This is a genomic window from Paracoccus contaminans (assembly GCF_002105555.1).
Classification (GTDB): Bacteria; Pseudomonadota; Alphaproteobacteria; order Rhodobacterales; family Rhodobacteraceae; genus Paracoccus; species Paracoccus contaminans.
In genome coordinates this window covers 1,147,479-1,165,000 of sequence record NZ_CP020612.1, presented here as the reverse complement: position 1 = coordinate 1,165,000, position 17,522 = coordinate 1,147,479, and the positions used below count along the sequence as shown (strand labels likewise).

The window sequence follows — 17,522 nt, the reverse complement described above, 5'->3', positions numbered from 1 at the left end:
AGCCATGTGCAGGATGAAGGTTGGGTAACACCAACTGGAGGTCCGAACCGACACCCGTTGAAAAGGGTCCGGATGACGTGTGGCTAGGGGTGAAAGGCCAATCAAATCTGGAGATAGCTGGTTCTCCGCGAAAGCTATTTAGGTAGCGCCTCGGACGAATACCCTGGGGGGTAGAGCACTGCATGGATGATGGGGGCCCACAGCCTTACTGAGTCTAAGCAAACTCCGAATACCCAGGAGTACTATCCGGGAGACACACGGCGGGTGCTAACGTCCGTCGTGGAGAGGGAAACAACCCTGACCAACAGCTAAGGCCCCCAATTCGTGGCTAAGTGGGAAAGCATGTGAGACTTCCAAAACAACCAGGAGGTTGGCTTAGAAGCAGCCATCCTTTAAAGATAGCGTAACAGCTCACTGGTCTAGTCAAGAGGTCTTGCGGCGAAGATGTAACGGGGCTCAAGCCACGAGCCGAAGCTTTGGGTGTGCATATGCACGCGGTAGCGGAGCGTTCTGTGATATAAGCTCTTGCCTCTTCTGTCCTTCGGGGCAGCGGAGGCGCGAGCTTTACTGTGAAGCCGGGCTGTAAGGCATCCGGTGGAGTGATCAGAAGCGAGAATGTTGACATGAGTAGCGACAAACAGGGTGAGAGACCCTGTCGCCGAAAGTCCAAGGGTTCCTGCTTAAAGCTAATCTGAGCAGGGTAAGCCGACCCCTAAGGCGAGGCCGAAAGGCGTAGTCGATGGGAACCAGGTTAATATTCCTGGGCCAGGAGATGGTGACGGATCCTTGATGTTGTCAGTCCTTACTGGATTGGTCTGGCAGCTGCGGGGTCCCTGGAAATAGCCCTCCACAAGATCGTACCCTAAACCGACACAGGTGGACTGGTAGAGAATACCAAGGCGCTTGAGAGAACCACGTTTAAGGAACTCGGCAAAATACCTCCGTAAGTTCGCGAGAAGGAGGCCCTGTTTGCAGGCAACTGTGGGCAGGGGGCACAAACCAGGGGGTGGCGACTGTTTACTTAAAACACAGGGCTGTGCGAAGCCGTAAGGCGACGTATACAGTCTGACGCCTGCCCGGTGCCGGAAGGTTAAAAGGAGGGGTGCAAGCTCCGAATTGAAGCCCCGGTAAACGGCGGCCGTAACTATAACGGTCCTAAGGTAGCGAAATTCCTTGTCGGGTAAGTTCCGACCTGCACGAATGGCGTAACGATCTCCCCGCTGTCTCAAACGTGGACTCAGCGAAATTGAATTGTCTGTGAAGATGCAGACTTCCCGCGGTTAGACGGAAAGACCCCATGCACCTTTACTATAGCTTCGCACTGGCATCAGGATTGTGATGTGCAGGATAGGTGGTAGGCTTTGAAGCGGGGACGCCAGTTCCCGTGGAGCCATCCTTGAGATACCACCCTTCGCACTCTTGATGTCTAACCGCGGCCCGTTATCCGGGTCCGGGACCCTGCGTGGTGGGTAGTTTGACTGGGGCGGTCGCCTCCTAAAGAGTAACGGAGGCGCGCGAAGGTTGGCTCAGAGCGGTCGGAAATCGCTCGTTGAGTGCAATGGCAGAAGCCAGCCTGACTGCAAGACTGACAAGTCGAGCAGAGTCGAAAGACGGCCATAGTGATCCGGTGGTCCCAAGTGGGAGGGCCATCGCTCAACGGATAAAAGGTACGCTGGGGATAACAGGCTGATGATGCCCAAGAGTCCATATCGACGGCATCGTTTGGCACCTCGATGTCGGCTCATCTCATCCTGGGGCTGGAGCAGGTCCCAAGGGTATGGCTGTTCGCCATTTAAAGAGGTACGTGAGCTGGGTTTAGAACGTCGTGAGACAGTTCGGTCCCTATCTGCCGTGGGTGTAGGATACTTGAGAGGAGTTGCCCCTAGTACGAGAGGACCGGGGTGAACGTTCCACTGGTGGACCAGTTGTCGTGCCAACGGCAGTGCTGGGTAGCTATGAACGGACAGGATAAACGCTGAAGGCATCTAAGCGTGAAGCCCCCCTCAAAACAAGGTATCCCTCGAGAGCCGTGGAAGACCACCACGTCGATAGGCCGGAGATGTAAGCGCAGCAATGCGTTCAGTTGACCGGTACTAATGGCTCGATTGGCTTGATTTGATCCGGAAGAAGACAGACCATCTGTCCTTCCCTCAAAAGCAACTTGGACAAGGCGTCCCCGAAAGGGGACACGCTGAGCGTTTCTTTCCCGGTCTGGTGGCCATAGCACGAGCGAAACACCCGATCCCATCCCGAACTCGGCCGTTAAGCGCCGTCGCGCCAATGGTACTGCGTCTCAAGACGCGGGAGAGTAGGTCACCGCCAGACCTGGAAAGAAACGCAATCCTCTCCGAACGATCCAATTCCCCGCAAAAAATCATCCAGCGGGAAAAACCAAGCCGCAGCCGCGGCACGGTCGCGGGGTAGAGCAGCCCGGTAGCTCGTCAGGCTCATAACCTGAAGGTCGTAGGTTCAAATCCTACCCCCGCAACCAAAAATACGTGTTATCAAACGCTTAGACGCCGCCCTCCGGGGCGGCGTTTGCGTTTCCACCGCCCGTGGAAGCACTGTGGAAGCAAGAGGGCGAGAAGTGCCGCGTAATCAAGCGCATAGGCGATTCAACACGGCGCCTGCTGTGTTCCCTAGAGTTGAAGAAGGCGCTATTAGTCATCGTAGTCCGCCTCGACGTCATTTCCAAAGTCGAAGTGATTTCGCGCGACGACTTTCGCTTGGATCGCCTTCATTCCCCATTTCCCACGCTTCTTGTCGAAACTTGTAATGGCCACGCCTTCCACAAGATCACCCGCCTGTATCCCTTCGGCATTGATCATGTGAGGCGGAATGAAGATATCTCCACGTGTGAACCCCAGCCCGCTCGGCGTCACGTTCGTTGCGTCGCGGAATGGGCGACAGACATCCGGAGAAGGTGATTGTTCGGTGGGCGCGATTTCGAGAATACGCGTGCGCACGCCGCTCTTTGAATGGTGCTTTGCAAGGCGAACCACGACGGCGGCCCCGATCTTGGGCTGTCCCGGATGAAGCGAGTTCGGGCAAGTTCCATCCACGCCGCGAGCGATGATCACGTGGATCAGAGACTTTTCATGGTTGATGTGGTCGATGACACCAACCCGAAACGGCATGATGTCCATGGGTGTGCCATCTTCTCGGCGGCTGATCCGGTGAAATATTGTGTGCGCTGGCCCGGCTTTTGAGGTCTCAAACTGCAACTTGATCGGCGTTCCTTCGGCCAACCCGCGGATGTCCGGATGGCTGTCGGGCAGGCTCAGTTCGATTGCGAAGGGATTTCCCTTCACATAGATTCTGCGGCGCCTTCGAGGCTTCTGACCATCTCGCCCCTCGATCGTGAAAACGTCCCCGAGGCAAGCATCGGTCCACGGAAGGTGCGAGAAGAGCAGAGCCTCCGCCGCATCGCTCAGTCTGCCATAGAAGGCGCGATCCGTCGCGTTTGGGGTGACCGCTGCAAGTCTTTCAACAAGACTCTGTGCTTCACGGGGAATCGCGTATCCGGCGCGGGCGCGGTGCGCAATCATACGCTCTGTCTCGAACCGGGCTTCGGCAGGGTGGCTTTCTTCCAGCAGGGCGGCGAACTTGAGGCGGACCTTTCCTACGAATTCATCGTCCTGTGAACAGCTCAGGGCCTTGGCATAGCACGACCGCCGCAGGTCGGTATCGTTTGGCACCAGGTCACCGATCAGTTCCCAAGCCCAGTATTCAGAAGTCTTCTCGCGCGCAAATTCGACGGCCAGCTTCAGCGAATCATCAATGCGCCCGATACCCCGCAGTAGTTTCGCGAGATTTAACTTGAGCCAGATATTATCCGGGAAGCGCTTCATCGCGGTCTGCACATGCGGCAGAATGAAATGGCGGTCATCCGCGCGGTCGCTCTGGGAGGCCTCCGCCGACGCAGCCTGGACAACCTGCTCGACGAGGGACGGGTAGGTCTTGCCGTCCTTTCCTGTCTGCCGGTCGAAGTCCTCGTCGCTGAACTGATCCGGGTTCCAGAGGCGAAGAAACGGGAGCAGCTTGAGCTGTTCGCCCTTTGCCAGCCGCAACGCCTGACGCAGCATGAGGCTGTGCAGGAGGTCGGGGCCGCCAATCGCCAGCTTCAGATAGGTGTTCAGGTTCCTCTTCACGCGCTGAACGACTGGCGGAGACAGCTTCTCGTCCTGCGACCCTTCAAGTTCGCCTTTGATCAGGCGGTAGAGTTCCCACCCCCAGGCCTTTCGGTCGTCCAGCTCCAGTTTGCCGTTGGCATCGAGGTCGGCGTAGATCCTCGCGGCCTCTTCGTGCTTGCCCTGCTTGCTCAAATTGCGAGCTGACTGCATGGCGCGGCGGTCGGGGTCCACGAGTGACAGAGCCTTCTCACGATGTTCTGCCAGCATCTCGTCCGAGGCCGGGACTTCGAAACGCCGTAGTTGGTCCAGATATTCGGACAGCTTCTGTTGTTTTCCATCGGCTGAATGCTGTTTAACGAGTGCAATGAGGCACCATGCATAGGCGGCGCGGTCATAGTCGTCAGCCTCGGAATCAGCGATGCGCTCCACCGAGAGAGCGTAAGCTGCATCAAGTTGGTCACCTTTCCTGAGTTCGGTGACCTCTTTCGAGCGATGGTTCCAACCTCCACCACCCAAACCCCTGTTGCTTCGGCTCCTGCTAACGATGCTCAAGGGTGAACCTCGACGGTCAGAACGGTTCCGACATCATCTTGCAGCGAGATGAGTGATGGTGTCGGGGTGGGAGATGGATTGATTGGCATGAACCGTGTCAACTGGTTCCTGCCGTTGTAGAAGATGTCGACCGTGACCGAGTCCGCGCCCCGCGCAATAACGTAGCGCTGGCTCCATTGCTGCTCCTTTAGGTTGACCGCGGTGATGCCCTTCTTCGCCAGCGCGGCAATCAATCGGTCATGGAAATCCCGCAAGAACGGTCGGTCAGGCGCGCCCGCGCTGGCCGAACTCGAAGTGCCAGTTCCTGGTTTCTGGCCCGACAATCCAGCGATGCGAGCCATGATTTCCTCGGCGAAGCCGTCAGGCCTCGGGCATGTCACGCCAGAGACAGTCCAGTTGCCCTTGTAGCCGATGTCTATCCGAACAGCGTCTGCGCCTCGCTTGAAGAAATACGCTTCTCGATACTGGTGGTGAGCGACGTCCTCGATCTCGATCCCAGTGTCAGCCAGCCTGTTGCGGATTTCCGTTTGAAGCCATGTGCGAAACAGGGATTGTGGCGATATAGGCGGGGAGGGGGCCCTTCCATCTGGTTCAGGGGCCATCGCTCGCTGGTCGGGAGGGCCGGCCTCCGGGCTTTGTGGGCCAGGTTCTGTGGAAGACGGCGTAACCCAGCCGGTTCCCGCCGCTTTCAGCCTGATCTCCGGCGGATCGACAAGATACAGCTTGCTGCTGGTCCGGGTCATGGCCGTGTAGAGCCACCGAAAATAGTCAGATGAGCGCGGGTTCTGCGGGGTTGCGCAACTGACGATCACATGGCTCCACTCGCCGCCCTGCGCCTTGTGGCAGGTAATGGCATAGCCAAACCTGAGGCGAAGAGCGTTGAAATACGGATCCGAACGCAGCGCCAACTGGAACGCATCACGATCTTTCTTCCGGTCGATATGCTTGTGGCGCTTGAGAAAATCGACGTAAAGGGCGCGCTGCTGCGCAGATGCCAGGCTGGCGTCGTCGCCGTGCAGAAAATCGTCGAGTATCTTTGCCTTCAGGACGAGATCGTCACCCTCCGATTGCGGCAGGGCAACTATGACCTCTCGGAAATTTAGCGCAACATTGATGGGTTCCGAAACATTGCTGTTGCCGAGCTTCTGGAGCAACTGCACCGACCGTCGCTCGACCGTAGTTTCAACTGAGTCGATCCGCAGGATTTCACCATTGGCGACGTAATGCGGACCGCAAAAGCCATTGGCCGCTACGATCACGCTGTCCCCTGCGGCCACGGACGCCTTCCCCGGAAACAGTACGGCCCGGATTGCGCGGTTGAAATTGGCGGCTTCGGTGTTCGAATGGGTCACGATGATCGGCGCTTGGGGGCCGCGTCCTTCGCGGATCTTCATGTAGAGAGGCGTGACGCTGTCCTTGGGCAGTTGGATGACGTCATCGTCGAAAGAGAAGGTCAGGCTGCTGAAGCGTCCACTGGTGACGCCTTCGCGCAGGGGCATGACATTGCGGATTACCGCGCTTTCAGCTTTCTGGCGGACGATTTCGGTCAACTCGTAGCTGGCTGCATCAAGCGCGAAGGTCTCACGCAGGTAATCCGCGTCCAGGGCAGGAGAGGTCGACATGCCGACCGGAGGCAGCTGCGCCGGATCGCCGATGAAGATGATCTTTCGGGCGTTGCCTGAATGCGTTGACCCCACATGCGCGATCAGATCCCGCAACAGATGCCCGCTGCCAGACCGGAAGAATTCACTTTCGGAATACACGTTCGATACGAGCGACGCTTCGTCGATGATGGCAACAGAATCGACCGGGTCATCATTGTTCCGGATCTTGGCAATCATCTTGAAGGTGGCTGACCCGTCGTCGTCATCTTCGGTCTGCTCGGTCATGTCGTTATAGTCGTAGATCAGGCTGTGGATCGTTCGCGCTGACTGCCCCGTTTTCTTGGCAATGACTTTGGCTGCCCGCCCTGTCGGGGCCGCAAGCGAGAACATCCGCCCTTGGGCAAGCAAGAACTCGGTCATACCGGCGGCAAGGAAGGTTTTCCCCGTTCCCGCGTAGCCTTTCAGCAGAAACACCCGCTGGGTGTCATCGGCGAGGAAGCTATCGAGCGCCGAGATACACCTCTGCTGGTCGGCCGTGAGCTCCTCTTCGAACATGTCCCGCAACGAGATCCGCGTCTGCGGTGGCCTGAAAAGGGTGGCCAAGCCAGCGGCTTTCTCCCTGCCGACGGCCGGACACATGTCCTGCGAGGTCTCGTGATGTGCCGTAGGCGTTATGGGCGCGGCACGTCGCTGCGCTTGCCAGTCGATATCCGGGCGCATTTCAAGGCAGAACCAAGCGGTCAGCGAAAGGGCGTCATCGACCAGGTTGCGGGCTTCAGCTGCCGATACAGGACGTTTTCCGTGCGCGGCGATGTTTCCGAGTTTCCGGATGGTGTGCAGGAGCCCTAGAACCCGCCTATCCAGCAGATCATTATGTTGCAGCAGTTGCAAACGGTCGAACTGCTTCTCGTCGTCGTTCAGTGGCAAGCCATGGTGTCGGAAAAGGTGGCAAACCATGGCCTCCGAAAAGCTGCGTAGGCGGATGGTCGAAAAATCAGGGAGCTTGTCGGCATTCTGCTCTGCCTCGGCCGCCAGGGCATGCAGGTCCGGCCAGAGAGGCAGCAGCAAGCCGAAGCCTTCCGAGGCTATTGCGCCCGTCATATCCATCGTGTCCCCCTGTACTGGCGCTCGGCACCTCTTGCGGGGAAAGCCCCCGGGCTTCTGCGCTAGATCACCCTGCAATCGCATGCCTCTGAAAACGGGCCGAAATGGGGGGTAAGCATGACACTCCGCCAACTTATCTGGAGGCTAGCCAAGCCTCACTGTGAGGGCAACCTTGAGAATTTCCGCGGAACGAAGTTGAAATCTCGTACTTCGCTCACGCCCTTGAACATAAATAGAAAAACGCGTTGACAACCCTGCCCCCTTGACTCAACCTCTGATCATCGCAGAAGTGCGCCCGGAGAGAAATCTCACGGGCGCTTTTTCGTTTCCGGCCCCGGGCCGCAGGGCGGCACCACCCATCCTCAAATCTCCCGCGCGAACCAGCGGATGCGGCCGATGATGCGGATCTCGTCAGCCGTGCGCTCGTACGCGGGGTAAAGCGGATTGTCCGAGATCACCCGAACGGCCGGAGGGTCGCTGTTGGGGATGTGCTCGAGGCGCTTGGCCACGAGGCCCATGCCGTCGTCGAGAACGAAGATGCCGGGAGGGCTGGGGAACTGGCGCGTCATGTCGACCAGCACGGCATCCCCGTCCTGCAGCGTGGGGACCATGCTGTCGCCTTCCACATGCATGATCCGGAGCTGCGACGGGCTGGCCTTGAGTTTGTGGCGGATCCACGACTGGCGGAAGTGGTAGGCGCGACCGGGCGTGTCGCCATCCTCGGTCACCACTGCGCCGCCACCCATGGCGGGGCGGGGCGTCGCATGCGCGATCGCCACGAAGGTATCCTCGGGGTTCTCGGTGAAGGGGGAGGGGCCCTCGATCTCGCCGATGCCGTGGATCAGCCATTCGCGGTCTACTTTCAGCACGCGGGCGACATCGGCCAGCCGGTCGATGCTGGGGCGCGAAGAGCGTCCGCGCAGGATGTCATAGACGAAGGAGCGGTTGACCCCGGCCATCTCCGCAACATGGGCCGGTGCCAGGCCGAGCTGATCGGAGCGGGCGCGCAGACGGTCGGCTAGGGTGTGATGTTCGGTCATCTTTTCCCCAAGGGGCTGTGGATGGAATAGGATAAGACAGGATTGAATTGGGATCGTCAAGCGGCTAGAACAAAAGCCAAACAGATTGCATTGGAATCGGGGGCCCGGATGGAGATCGAAAAGGCGTATTTCACCCTGCCGGAAGTCCTCGCCCGCTGGTCGATGCCCGAGGTCGATCTGGTCTATCTGGCCGAGAACGACCAGCTGCGGCTGTCGGTCCGCATCCTGAACCTTCCCATCGAGTTCGGTGATTTCGAGGAAACCGACGATGGCCGCTGCTTCTCGATCCCCACCGAGCGGTCCTTGTTCAATGGGCTGCTGGACCTGCACGTTCACGACGTCTTCCAGCTCTTCCGCCTTGGCGAGGTCAGCATCACACGGTTCCGGACAGCGAAGGCGGACTATGCCTGCTTCTACGGTTCGCGCGAGTGCCTGAAAATCCGCAAGCCGGATCTGGTGTTAAGGCGCGAAGAACGCGATCGTTTCGAGGCGGCGACAGGCTTTGGCGGAGCCTCGGGCCTGAAGCCTGCTGGCAAGTTTTACGCATCGGCCGACTACCAAAGCGTTCGCTGCAGTGGCCGAGAGTTCCGGCTCGGTCCGATCCAGGCGCAGGTCGTGCGGATCCTGCATGCGGCGGCCATGCGGGGCGATCCGTGGCAAAGCGGCAAGGCGGTGCTCTCACAGGCCGGGTCGCGCAGCCTCAAGATGGCTGACGTCTTCAAGTCCAAGACAGATTGGCCGCTACTCATCGAGTCGAACAAGCGTGGGGCATACCGGCTCGCAGGCGTCTGAGTCGGACACGCCGCGGCTCCTACCGGAACCCCTCTGATGGATGCACCGGGGGATGGAGGGGGATAGCGATCCCTCCGACATGCGATTCACCCCATGATTGAAACGGTCCGGCTGATCCCCCGCCGTATCCCACTCTGATCCCGACGACATCCCCGCATCGCACCGTGCATCTTCCTCCCAACGAAACACCGGGAGAGGACGATGCAGACCAGAACCTGCCTGAACCAGACCGAACTTGCCGCGCGCTGGAGCATTTCGGCGCGCACCCTTGAACGCTGGCGCTGGACCGGCGAGGGCCCGGCCTTCCTGAAGATCGGGGGCCGTGTGGTCTACCGGCTCGAGGATGTGCTGGCCTATGAACAGGCCCGCCAGCGGCGCAGCACTGCGGATCGGGGCGCGGCATGATGGCCCGGCATTCCACCATCCGCGCCACCGGCGTCGTGTCGATCTTCGGCGCGGGAGGACCGGCCCTAGACGAGGTCGGGCTTTCGGCCTGGATCGCGCAGGCCGCACCCGGGGAGACGCTCGTCTACCACCGCGGCTTTCTCGCAGTCGACGCGACCTCCGTCATCTCGAAACTGCCCCCTGAACAGCAGCGCACCCTTCGCCTGGTGGCATCGGCCGCACTGCGCGCCGCCGAGCAGGGCCTCGTCCACCTCGTCCAGGCCCGGATCGGCCCCGACCAGTTCGCCTACATCGCCATCGCCCGGACCAAGCCGCGCCAGGCCGGTCCCTCCCTTTCGGTGCGTCTCCTCGCGGCCGCCTGACCCCATTCCCCTATCACGGAGCCCCCCATGACGTTCCCGCAGAACACCCCCAGCATCGATCAGCTGATCAACCTTCCGGCTGGCGAGATCGCCCAGCTTCCTGTCGAGCTTCTGGCCGCCCTGCAGCGCGAAATCGACGCCGCGGCCAAGCAGATGAAGGCCGTCACCGCGCGCTTTTCCACCGCGCTCGAGGTACGCTACGCCGCCCGAGCTGCCGAGGCACGCCGCGCCTGCGGCAAGGACACTGGTACCGTCCGCATTGTCGACGGTGATTTCACGGTGGTCGCCGACCTGCCGAAGCGCGTTGAATGGGACCAAGCCAAGCTCGCCGCCATGGTCGAGCGCATCCGCGCCGCGGGAGAGGATCCGGCCGAATATGTCGAGATCAGCTTCAAGGTGCCCGAGCGTGCCTATATCGCCTGGCCCGAGGCGATCCGCCAGGGCTTCGAGCCCGCCCGCACCGTCAAGACCGGCACGCTGAAGATCGATCTCCTGCCGCAGGAGGATCGCGCGTGAGCCTGCCCATCATCACCGCCGACGAGCGGCTGGCCGAGCCGCGCGGCATCAAGGGCTGCATCTTCGGCAAATCCGGCATCGGCAAGACCAGCCTGCTCTGGACGCTCGACCCGGCCCGCACGCTGTTCATGGATCTCGAGGCTGGCGATCTGGCCATCGAGGGCTGGCCGGGTGACAGCATCCGGCCGCGCACATGGGCGGAGTGTCGGGATTTCGCGGTGTTCATCGGCGGGCCCAATCCGGCCCTGCACGACGAACAGCCCTACAGCCCCGCGCATCATGCTGCCGTCTGCCAGAAGTTCGGCGATTCGGCCGCGCTCGATCGCTACGACACGATCTTCGTCGACTCGATCACCGTGGCGGGGCGGCTCTGCTTCCAATGGTGCAAGTGCCAGCCCGAGGCGGTGTCGGAGAAGACCGGCAAGCCGGATGTGCGCGGGGCCTACGGGTTGCACGGGCGCGAGATGATCGCCTGGCTGACCCACCTTCAGCACACCCGGGGGCGCAACGTCTGGTTCGTCGGGATCCTCGACGAGAAGTTCGACGACTTCAACCGGCGCATCTTCCAGCCGCAGATCGACGGCTCGAAGACCGGGCTCGAGCTGCCAGGGATCGTCGACGAGGTGATCACCATGGCCGAGCTGAAGGCCGATGGTGGTGATCCCTACCGCGCCTTCGTCTGCCACACCATCAACGCCTGGGGCTTCCCGGCCAAGGATCGTTCCGGTCGCCTCGGCCAAGTGGAAGAGCCGCATCTCGGCCGCCTGATGGACAAGATCCGCGCCCCCGGCACGCCCGCGCCAAGGCGCCTGACCTTCACGCCGCCCGCCGACGGGGCGGCCGATCACCCCCATCCGCAATCCTGATCCGCAAAGGAGACACCCCATGGGTTCCTGGAACGACTTCAACGACGCCCAGTCCAACACCAACCTCATCCCCAAGGGCACGCTGGCCAAGGTGCGGCTGACGATCCGCCCCGGCGGTTTCGATGATGCCTCGCAAGGCTGGACGGGCGGCTATGCCACGCGCGGCTCGACCGGCGCGGTGTACCTCAACGGCGAGTTCACCGTCACCGAGGGGCAGTATGCCCGGCGCAAGATCTTCACGCTGATCGGCCTCTACAGCCCGAAGGGACCGGAATGGGCCAACATGGGCCGCAGCATGATCCGCGGCATGCTGAACTCGGCGCGGGGGATTTCCGACAAGGACCAGTCCCCGCAGGTGCAAGCGGCGCGCCGGATCAACGGGCTCGGGGATCTGGACGGGATCGAGTTCCTCGCCCGGATCGATGTCGGCACCGATGCCACCGGCGACGACAAGAACGAAATCCGCAGCGCCGTGACGCCGGACCATAGGGATTACGCCCAGCACATGGGGCTCTCGGCGCAGCCCGGATATCACCCGCCCGCGCAACCAGCGGCGCAGCAGCCGGTCCAGCAGCCCGCGTCGCCGGTGCCGGGTCGTCCCTCCTGGGCGCAGTGAGGGTCTGATCCATGCGCCTTCGCCCCCGTCAGAGCCTCTTCGTGGAGCGCAGCCTCGCTGCGCTCTGCAATCACGGCAACACCCTCAGCATCGCCTCGACGGGCTTCGGCAAGACCATCGCCCTGTCGGCCGTCGTCGCCAAGTCCCTTGAGGGCAGTGATGCCAAGGCCTGCATCCTCGCGCATCGCGAGGAGTTGACCGCACAGAACTTGGCGAAGTTCGGCCGGGTCGCGCCTGACATCACCACCTCCGTCGTCGATGCCGAGGCCAAGAGCTGGGCCGGGCGGGCGACCTTCGCCATGGTGCCGACCCTCACGCGACCCGCCAATCTGGCGGCGATGCCCGCGCTCGACCTTCTGGTCATCGACGAGGCGCATCACGCCGTGGCCGACAGCTATCGCCGTATCATCGATCATGTCCGGGGTGCCAATCCTGCCTGCCGGATCTTCGGCGTCACGGCGACGCCGAACCGTGGCGACCGCAAGGGTCTGCGCGAGATCTTCGACAATGTCGGCGACCAGGTGCGGCTGGGCGAGCTGATTGCCTCGGGTCACCTCGTCCCGCCCCGCACCTTCGTCATCGACGTGGGCGTGCAGGAACAACTGCGTGCCGTGCGCAAGAGCGCTGCCGACTACGACATGACCGAAGTCGCGCAGATCATGAACCGCGCGCCGGTGACGGATGAGGTCGTGCGGCACTGGCAAGAAAAGGCAAGCGAGCGGCCGACCGTGGTCTTCTGTTCCACCGTCGCTCATGCCGAAAACGTCGCGGCCGCCTTCAACGGCGCAGGCGTTTCGGCGGCCGTCATCCATGGCGATCTCGATGCCGGCACGCGCCGCCGAATCCTCGCCGCCTATGCCGCGGGCGAAATCCGCGTGATCGTCAACGTGGCGGTGCTGACCGAGGGCTGGGACCATCCGCCCACCTCCTGCATTGTGCTGCTGCGGCCGAGTTCCTACAAATCCACCATGATCCAGATGGTCGGGCGGGGCCTGCGCACAGTAGATCCCGAGGAACACCCCGGCATCGTCAAGACCGACTGCATCGTGCTGGATTTTGGGACATCGAGCCTGCTCCACGGCACGCTGGAACAGGATGTCGATCTGGACGGCAAGACCGAGACCGGCGACGCCCCGGCCAAGACTTGCCCGGCTTGCGAAGCGGAGATCCCGCTTGCCGCCATGGAATGCCCTCTCTGCGGCGAGGTGTTCGCGCGCGACGTGGAGGAACCCGGCGAAGGCCCAGATGCCATCCCGCTCTCGGGCTTCATCATGTCCGAGATCGACCTTCTGAAACGCTCGAGCTTCGCATGGGTCGATCTCTTCGGCGATGACGCCGCGCTGATGGCCAATGGCTTCAATGCCTGGGGCGGAATCTTCTTTCTCGAAGGCCGCTGGCACGCGGTGGGTGGTGCGAAGGGTCGCGCGCCCCGATTACTCGGCGTGGGGGAGCGGACGGTCTGTCTCGCACAGGCCGATGACTGGCTGAACGAATACGAGACCGACGAGAGCGCGTTCAAATCGAAGGGCTGGCTGAAGCAGGCTGCGACCGAGAAGCAGCTGCAATATCTGCCCCCCGAGTTCCGGCAGGACTTCGGGCTGACCCGCTATCGCGCCTCGGCGCTGATGACCTTCGGCTTCAACAAGCGCGAAATCCGCCAGCTCGTTGGCCGTGCCAGCCCGGACATCGGGAGGGCGGCGTGAACCATGTCGCGGAAGTCGCATCTGCACCCGACCAGGTTTCTAACCGTGCACGCCTCTGGCACCCACGCTTCGTGCCCTGCGCCGTCTGCCTGCGCCCCGCGCAAGGCTTCGGCTTCTTTAATCCCGTCAAACCACGCCCCCGCAAGCATCACTGGTTCTGTTCGATGCCCTGCCAGGCATGGTTCGCGGCCCGCCATCGCAAAGGACTGACCATGCAGGGAATGACCGAGGAAGAGCGCGCGGCCATCGCGCTGGTGATGAAGCGACTGGGCCAGACGATGGACCGGATCGGCTGGGACAAGCGGCTTCGCGATCTCACGGCGGCCGACGTCACGGCGCTGATCGAAGAGGTGCTGGAAGGCTACGGCGCCGAGATGTCGCGCATCGCCGCCACGGCGGAGGTGCCGTTCTGATGCTGGACTACAACCACCGCCCCGGCATTGCCGAACGCGTCAACGCTGCCATCGACGCCGCGCTGATCGCAGAGCGCGAGGCCACCCCGCCCCGCACCTATCTTGGCGCATCCCGGCTGGGCCATGCCTGCGAGCGCGCGTTGCAGTTCGAATTCGCGGGCGCGCCCAAGGATGAAGGCGCGGATTTCGGCGGCCAGACGCTGCGGATCTTCGAGATCGGCCACCAGCTCGAAGATCTGGCCATCCGCTGGCTGCGCGCGGCCGGGATCGACCTCTACACCCGCAAGGGCAATCGGCCTGACGGCGAGCAGTTCGGCTTTTCTGTCGCGGGCGGCCGCATTCGGGGTCATGTCGACGGGATCATCGCCGCGGCACCTGCGCCACTTGGCATCGGCACCCCCGCGCTCTGGGAATGCAAGACCATGAACGCCAAGAACTGGCGGGTCTGCGTCAAGGACGGCGTCGCCGTCGCGAAGCCGGTCTATGCCGCGCAGATCGCGCTCTACCAAGCCTACATGGAGGCGACGGTCCCGGGCATATCGGCCAATCCGGCGCTGTTCACCGCGATCAACAAGGATACGGCCGAACTGCACCACGAGCAGGTCGCCTTCGACGCTGCTCTCGCGCAGCGCATGTCCGACCGGGGCGTGCGGATCCTCCAGGCGACCGACGCGGGCGAACTGCTGCCACGCATCGCCACCAGTCGCGATTTCTTCGAATGCCGCTTCTGTCCGTGGGCTGCGCGCTGCTGGGGGCTGCCCGCATGAGCGACGACAAGATCATCCACTTCAGCCCATGGCAGGATTTCGCTGACGCGGACCTTTGGTTCAACGACGCCCCGGCGGCAGAAGATCCGTTTGGCGTTGAGCCAGACCCGGTCCAGATCGCGACGTTCCTCGATGTCGTGTTTGGCTGGTGCGAGGGCCAGATCCCGGTCCGAGGCTTTGTCGACATGGGGCAGGGCAAGGAGGGCCGACCGCACAACGTCTGGATCGACGCTGACGCCACAGCACCGGGAAAGCTTGCGACATTTGCCAACTGGGCCTGGCGCGAAGGGGCCGCCGTCTATGTGATCCCTGGCACGGTCGCCGGGGCAGGGCAGGCCAAAGCCGCAGAAGTCCTGCAAATGCAGGCACTGGTCGTCGACCTCGACGCGGGCGACATCCCCGCCAAGCTCGCCCATCTGCTGCGTCATCTGGGTCAACCCACCCTGATCATCGAGAGCGGCGGGCGGACGCCCGAAGGTGCCAGCAAGCTACATGTTTGGTGGAAGATGACCGAACCCGCCGAGGGGGCGGCGCTGGCCAGTCTTTGCCGCCTGCGGGGCGAGATTGCCCTAAAGGTCGGCGGCGACACGCATTTTCGGTCCGCGCACCAGCCGATCAGGGTGGCAGGCACTGTCTATCACAAGCATGGCAACCAGCGCCTGGTGCAAATCCGCGAGCACCATTCCATCGAGGTCGATCTCGACGAGTTCGCAGAGCGCGTCGCCGAAATGCCGCCCTTGCCAGGTGCCGGGATGGTCGCCAGCGGCAGTGTCACCCCGGACAAGCCCCGCCTCGACGACGTGCTGGTGACCCCGGTGCGCGAGGGTGGGCAGGACGACTGGTCCCGCTTCGAGGGGGCATCGGCCGCAATCGGCCATTTCATCCGCATGGTTCACGAGGGCCGGATGTCGAAGGAGGAGGGCTGGCAGGCGATCTGCGGCTACAACGCCGCCATGTTGCGGCCCTCCTGGCCGATCGAGCGCCTGCAGCGCGAGTCCGAGCGGCTCTGGGATCTGCATGTCCAGAAGAACGGGCCGCCGCTGGTCCGCCTCGACAGCGCGGCCCCCGCGCCCAGCGAAATGCCCACCTTCACGCTCGGCGCACTGCTGGACGATACCAGCCCGATGCCCGAGGACATCATCGCGCCCCGCGTCCTGACGCCGGGTGGCTTGCTGGTGCTGGGCGGTGCGCCGAAGGTCGGCAAGAGCGATCTGACCATCAGCTGGCTCGTGCACATGGCTGCCGGGGTGCCGTTTCTCGGCTTCACCCCGCCGCGCCCGCTGCGGGTGTTCTACCTGCAGGCCGAGATCCAGTATCACTACCTGCGCGAGCGGTTGGGCCAGATCGCGCTGCCCGCCAGGGTTCTGGCCGCCGCGCGCGACACCTTCGTGGCAACGCCGAAGCTGAAGCTGCTGCTCGATACCGAGGGCAGCATGCGCGTGGCGCGCGCCATTCAGGCGGCCTTTCCGGATGTGAGCCCGGACATCATCTGCATCGACCCGATCCGCAACCTTTTCGACGGCGGGCCGGCCAATTCACATGGGGGCAGTGGCGGCGAAAACGACAACACCGCCATGATGTTTTTCCTCAAGGACCGGGTCGAGGTGCTGCGGGATTACATCAACCCGGCCTGCGGGGTGATCCTGGTCCATCACACGCGAAAACTGTCGAAGCAGCAGCTGAAGGATGATCCGTTCCTCGCCCTGTCGGGGGCCAGCGCGCTCCGGGGCTTCTACACCTCCGGCCTGATCCTGCACCGGCCGGACGAGGACGCACCGGAGCGGAAACTCGAGATCGAGCTCAGGAATGGCCCGGCGCTGCCCTCGAAGCTGATCGACAAGGTTGGTGGACAGTGGGTCGAGATCAACCCGATGAACGAGCGCCTGGTGCGCGCCGAGGTTGGCGCGAAATACGACGCCGAGCGCGTGCGCAAGCAGGAGGTGATCCTCTCCATCCTGCTCGAGGAGGCGGCCGAGGGGCGGCTCTACACCGTCAACCAGTTTGCCGAGGTCTTCGAGAACAAGGGCGGTCTGGGCGGCAAGGACGCCATCCGCGACCGGATCGCCGTGCAGGCCACCAAGGGCGCGGTCAAGTTCGTCCGCAACGCAGCGCCCTATGGCCTTGGGCCCTCACGCTCGCGCTTTGGCTACCTATGCGTCGAGGGAATGGTCATGCCCACGGGCGGCGAGGAAGTCGATCCGGAGACCGGCGAAGTCACGCCCGTCCGCGTTGCGGTGCTGCCCACCCATTACAAATCGCCCCAGACCGGCGCGCTCCTCGAGGTCGAAAACCCGCATGTCTGGGTCTATCCGGAGGGGGAACGGCCATGATCGCCCCCGCAGATCGCTTCGCGCGGCAATGCGCAGGGACCAGTTTGAACCAGATTGGCCCGGCTGCCGAGACTGCCTCGCCATTCTCACGCAGGACCACGCAGGGTCCAGCTGTGACCAGTTTCGGCCCGCTTCCGAAACTGCCCCTGCAGGATTGCGCGGAAGCCGCAACGGCTACGCTGCACCCAGTTTCGGCAGGTTCAGCCGAAACCCACCTCCCGAAACTGGAATTCCCGTTTGCTGTCAGTGTCTTGATCGGTGTTCCAAGTTTTGGGGGCGAAACCACCCCCTACGGGGGTGGGGGAGAACGCCGCAGGCG

Annotated in this window: 13 protein-coding genes, 1 tRNA gene and 2 rRNA genes (1 of these 16 only partly in view); 13 read left to right on the top strand and 3 right to left on the bottom strand. The window is 62.5% G+C overall.

Annotated elements, in window-relative coordinates; genetic code table 11:
* The 3 genes from B0A89_RS05505 to B0A89_RS05495 form a co-directional block, all read left to right on the top strand.
* Positions 1–2,118: ribosomal RNA gene (locus tag B0A89_RS05505) — 23S ribosomal RNA — on the top strand; it begins 710 nt to the left of the window's first position.
* Between the two features lie 92 nt (positions 2,119–2,210).
* Positions 2,211–2,325 (top strand): 5S ribosomal RNA (rrf, locus tag B0A89_RS05500).
* 89 nt (positions 2,326–2,414) lie between these two features.
* Positions 2,415–2,491: transfer RNA gene (locus tag B0A89_RS05495), tRNA-Met, on the top strand.
* 169 nt (positions 2,492–2,660) lie between these two features.
* Here the strand turns inward: B0A89_RS05495 and B0A89_RS05490 are convergent.
* The 3 genes from B0A89_RS05490 to B0A89_RS05480 all read right to left on the bottom strand — a co-directional run bounded on the left by B0A89_RS05490 (position 2,661) and on the right by B0A89_RS05480 (position 8,433).
* Positions 2,661–4,562 (bottom strand): DUF7017 domain-containing protein, encoded by a 1,902-nt coding sequence (locus B0A89_RS05490; protein WP_205949779.1) that lies wholly within the window; start codon positions 4,560–4,562, stop codon positions 2,661–2,663.
* 119 nt (positions 4,563–4,681) lie between these two features.
* Positions 4,682–7,396, bottom strand: coding sequence for an ATP-dependent DNA helicase (locus B0A89_RS05485; RefSeq protein WP_205949778.1), 2,715 nt, complete (start codon positions 7,394–7,396; stop codon positions 4,682–4,684).
* Positions 7,397–7,755: 359 nt separating this feature from the next.
* Entirely contained in the window at positions 7,756–8,433 is a 678-nt protein-coding gene (locus tag B0A89_RS05480) for a LexA family transcriptional regulator (RefSeq protein WP_085377276.1), read from the bottom strand.
* A gap of 108 nt (positions 8,434–8,541) precedes the next feature.
* Between B0A89_RS05480 and B0A89_RS05475 the strand changes: the two genes are divergently transcribed.
* The 10 genes from B0A89_RS05475 to B0A89_RS05430 all read left to right on the top strand — a co-directional run bounded on the left by B0A89_RS05475 (position 8,542) and on the right by B0A89_RS05430 (position 17,203).
* Positions 8,542–9,225 carry a hypothetical protein gene (locus B0A89_RS05475; protein ID WP_085377275.1) on the top strand — a complete coding sequence of 228 codons (684 nt, stop codon included), beginning with the start codon at positions 8,542–8,544 and terminating at the stop codon, positions 9,223–9,225.
* 201 nt (positions 9,226–9,426) lie between these two features.
* Entirely contained in the window at positions 9,427–9,630 is a 204-nt protein-coding gene (locus B0A89_RS05470) for a helix-turn-helix transcriptional regulator (protein ID WP_071166986.1), read from the top strand.
* On the top strand, positions 9,627–9,992 hold the full coding sequence (locus tag B0A89_RS05465; protein ID WP_240558654.1) for a hypothetical protein: 366 nt from the start codon (positions 9,627–9,629) through the stop codon (positions 9,990–9,992). Before B0A89_RS05470 ends, B0A89_RS05465 begins: the two co-directional genes overlap by 4 nt.
* Positions 9,993–10,019: 27 nt before the next feature.
* Entirely contained in the window at positions 10,020–10,508 is a 489-nt protein-coding gene (locus B0A89_RS05460) for a hypothetical protein (protein ID WP_085377274.1), read from the top strand.
* Positions 10,505–11,374 (top strand): ATP-binding protein, encoded by an 870-nt coding sequence (locus B0A89_RS05455; protein WP_085377273.1) that lies wholly within the window; start codon positions 10,505–10,507, stop codon positions 11,372–11,374. Before B0A89_RS05460 ends, B0A89_RS05455 begins: the two co-directional genes overlap by 4 nt.
* A 19-nt stretch (positions 11,375–11,393) precedes the next feature.
* Complete coding sequence (locus B0A89_RS05450; protein ID WP_085377272.1) at positions 11,394–11,990, top strand: hypothetical protein; 597 nt, start codon at positions 11,394–11,396, stop codon at positions 11,988–11,990.
* Between the two features lie 41 nt (positions 11,991–12,031).
* Positions 12,032–13,693, top strand: a complete 1,662-nt coding sequence (locus tag B0A89_RS05445) for a DEAD/DEAH box helicase (protein ID WP_240558653.1) — start codon at positions 12,032–12,034, stop codon at positions 13,691–13,693.
* Complete coding sequence (locus tag B0A89_RS15130; protein WP_240558652.1) at positions 13,690–14,106, top strand: DUF6511 domain-containing protein; 417 nt, start codon at positions 13,690–13,692, stop codon at positions 14,104–14,106. Before B0A89_RS05445 ends, B0A89_RS15130 begins: the two co-directional genes overlap by 4 nt.
* On the top strand, positions 14,106–14,873 hold the full coding sequence (locus tag B0A89_RS05435) for a PD-(D/E)XK nuclease family protein (RefSeq protein WP_085377269.1): 768 nt from the start codon (positions 14,106–14,108) through the stop codon (positions 14,871–14,873). The genes B0A89_RS15130 and B0A89_RS05435 overlap by 1 nt, the downstream gene beginning before the upstream one ends.
* Positions 14,825–17,203, top strand: coding sequence for an AAA family ATPase (locus tag B0A89_RS05430; RefSeq protein WP_169712138.1), 2,379 nt, complete (start codon positions 14,825–14,827; stop codon positions 17,201–17,203). The genes B0A89_RS05435 and B0A89_RS05430 overlap by 49 nt, the downstream gene beginning before the upstream one ends.
* Positions 17,204–17,522 lie beyond the last annotated feature (319 nt).

What these genes read in the sequence shown, in the direction of transcription:
- B0A89_RS05485 (WP_205949778.1), bottom strand. Translation starts at nt 7,396, where the DNA reads ATGGATATGACGGGCGCAATAGCCTCGGAAGGCTTCGGCTTGCTGCTG.
- B0A89_RS05480 (WP_085377276.1), bottom strand. Translation starts at nt 8,433, where the DNA reads ATGACCGAACATCACACCCTAGCCGACCGTCTGCGCGCCCGCTCCGAT.
- B0A89_RS05475 (WP_085377275.1), top strand. Translation starts at nt 8,542, where the DNA reads ATGGAGATCGAAAAGGCGTATTTCACCCTGCCGGAAGTCCTCGCCCGC.
- B0A89_RS05470 (WP_071166986.1), top strand. Translation starts at nt 9,427, where the DNA reads ATGCAGACCAGAACCTGCCTGAACCAGACCGAACTTGCCGCGCGCTGG.
- B0A89_RS05465 (WP_240558654.1), top strand. Translation starts at nt 9,627, where the DNA reads ATGATGGCCCGGCATTCCACCATCCGCGCCACCGGCGTCGTGTCGATC.
- B0A89_RS05460 (WP_085377274.1), top strand. Translation starts at nt 10,020, where the DNA reads ATGACGTTCCCGCAGAACACCCCCAGCATCGATCAGCTGATCAACCTT.
- B0A89_RS05450 (WP_085377272.1), top strand. Translation starts at nt 11,394, where the DNA reads ATGGGTTCCTGGAACGACTTCAACGACGCCCAGTCCAACACCAACCTC.
- B0A89_RS05435 (WP_085377269.1), top strand. Translation starts at nt 14,106, where the DNA reads ATGCTGGACTACAACCACCGCCCCGGCATTGCCGAACGCGTCAACGCT.
- B0A89_RS05430 (WP_169712138.1), top strand. Translation starts at nt 14,825, where the DNA reads ATGCCGCTTCTGTCCGTGGGCTGCGCGCTGCTGGGGGCTGCCCGCATG.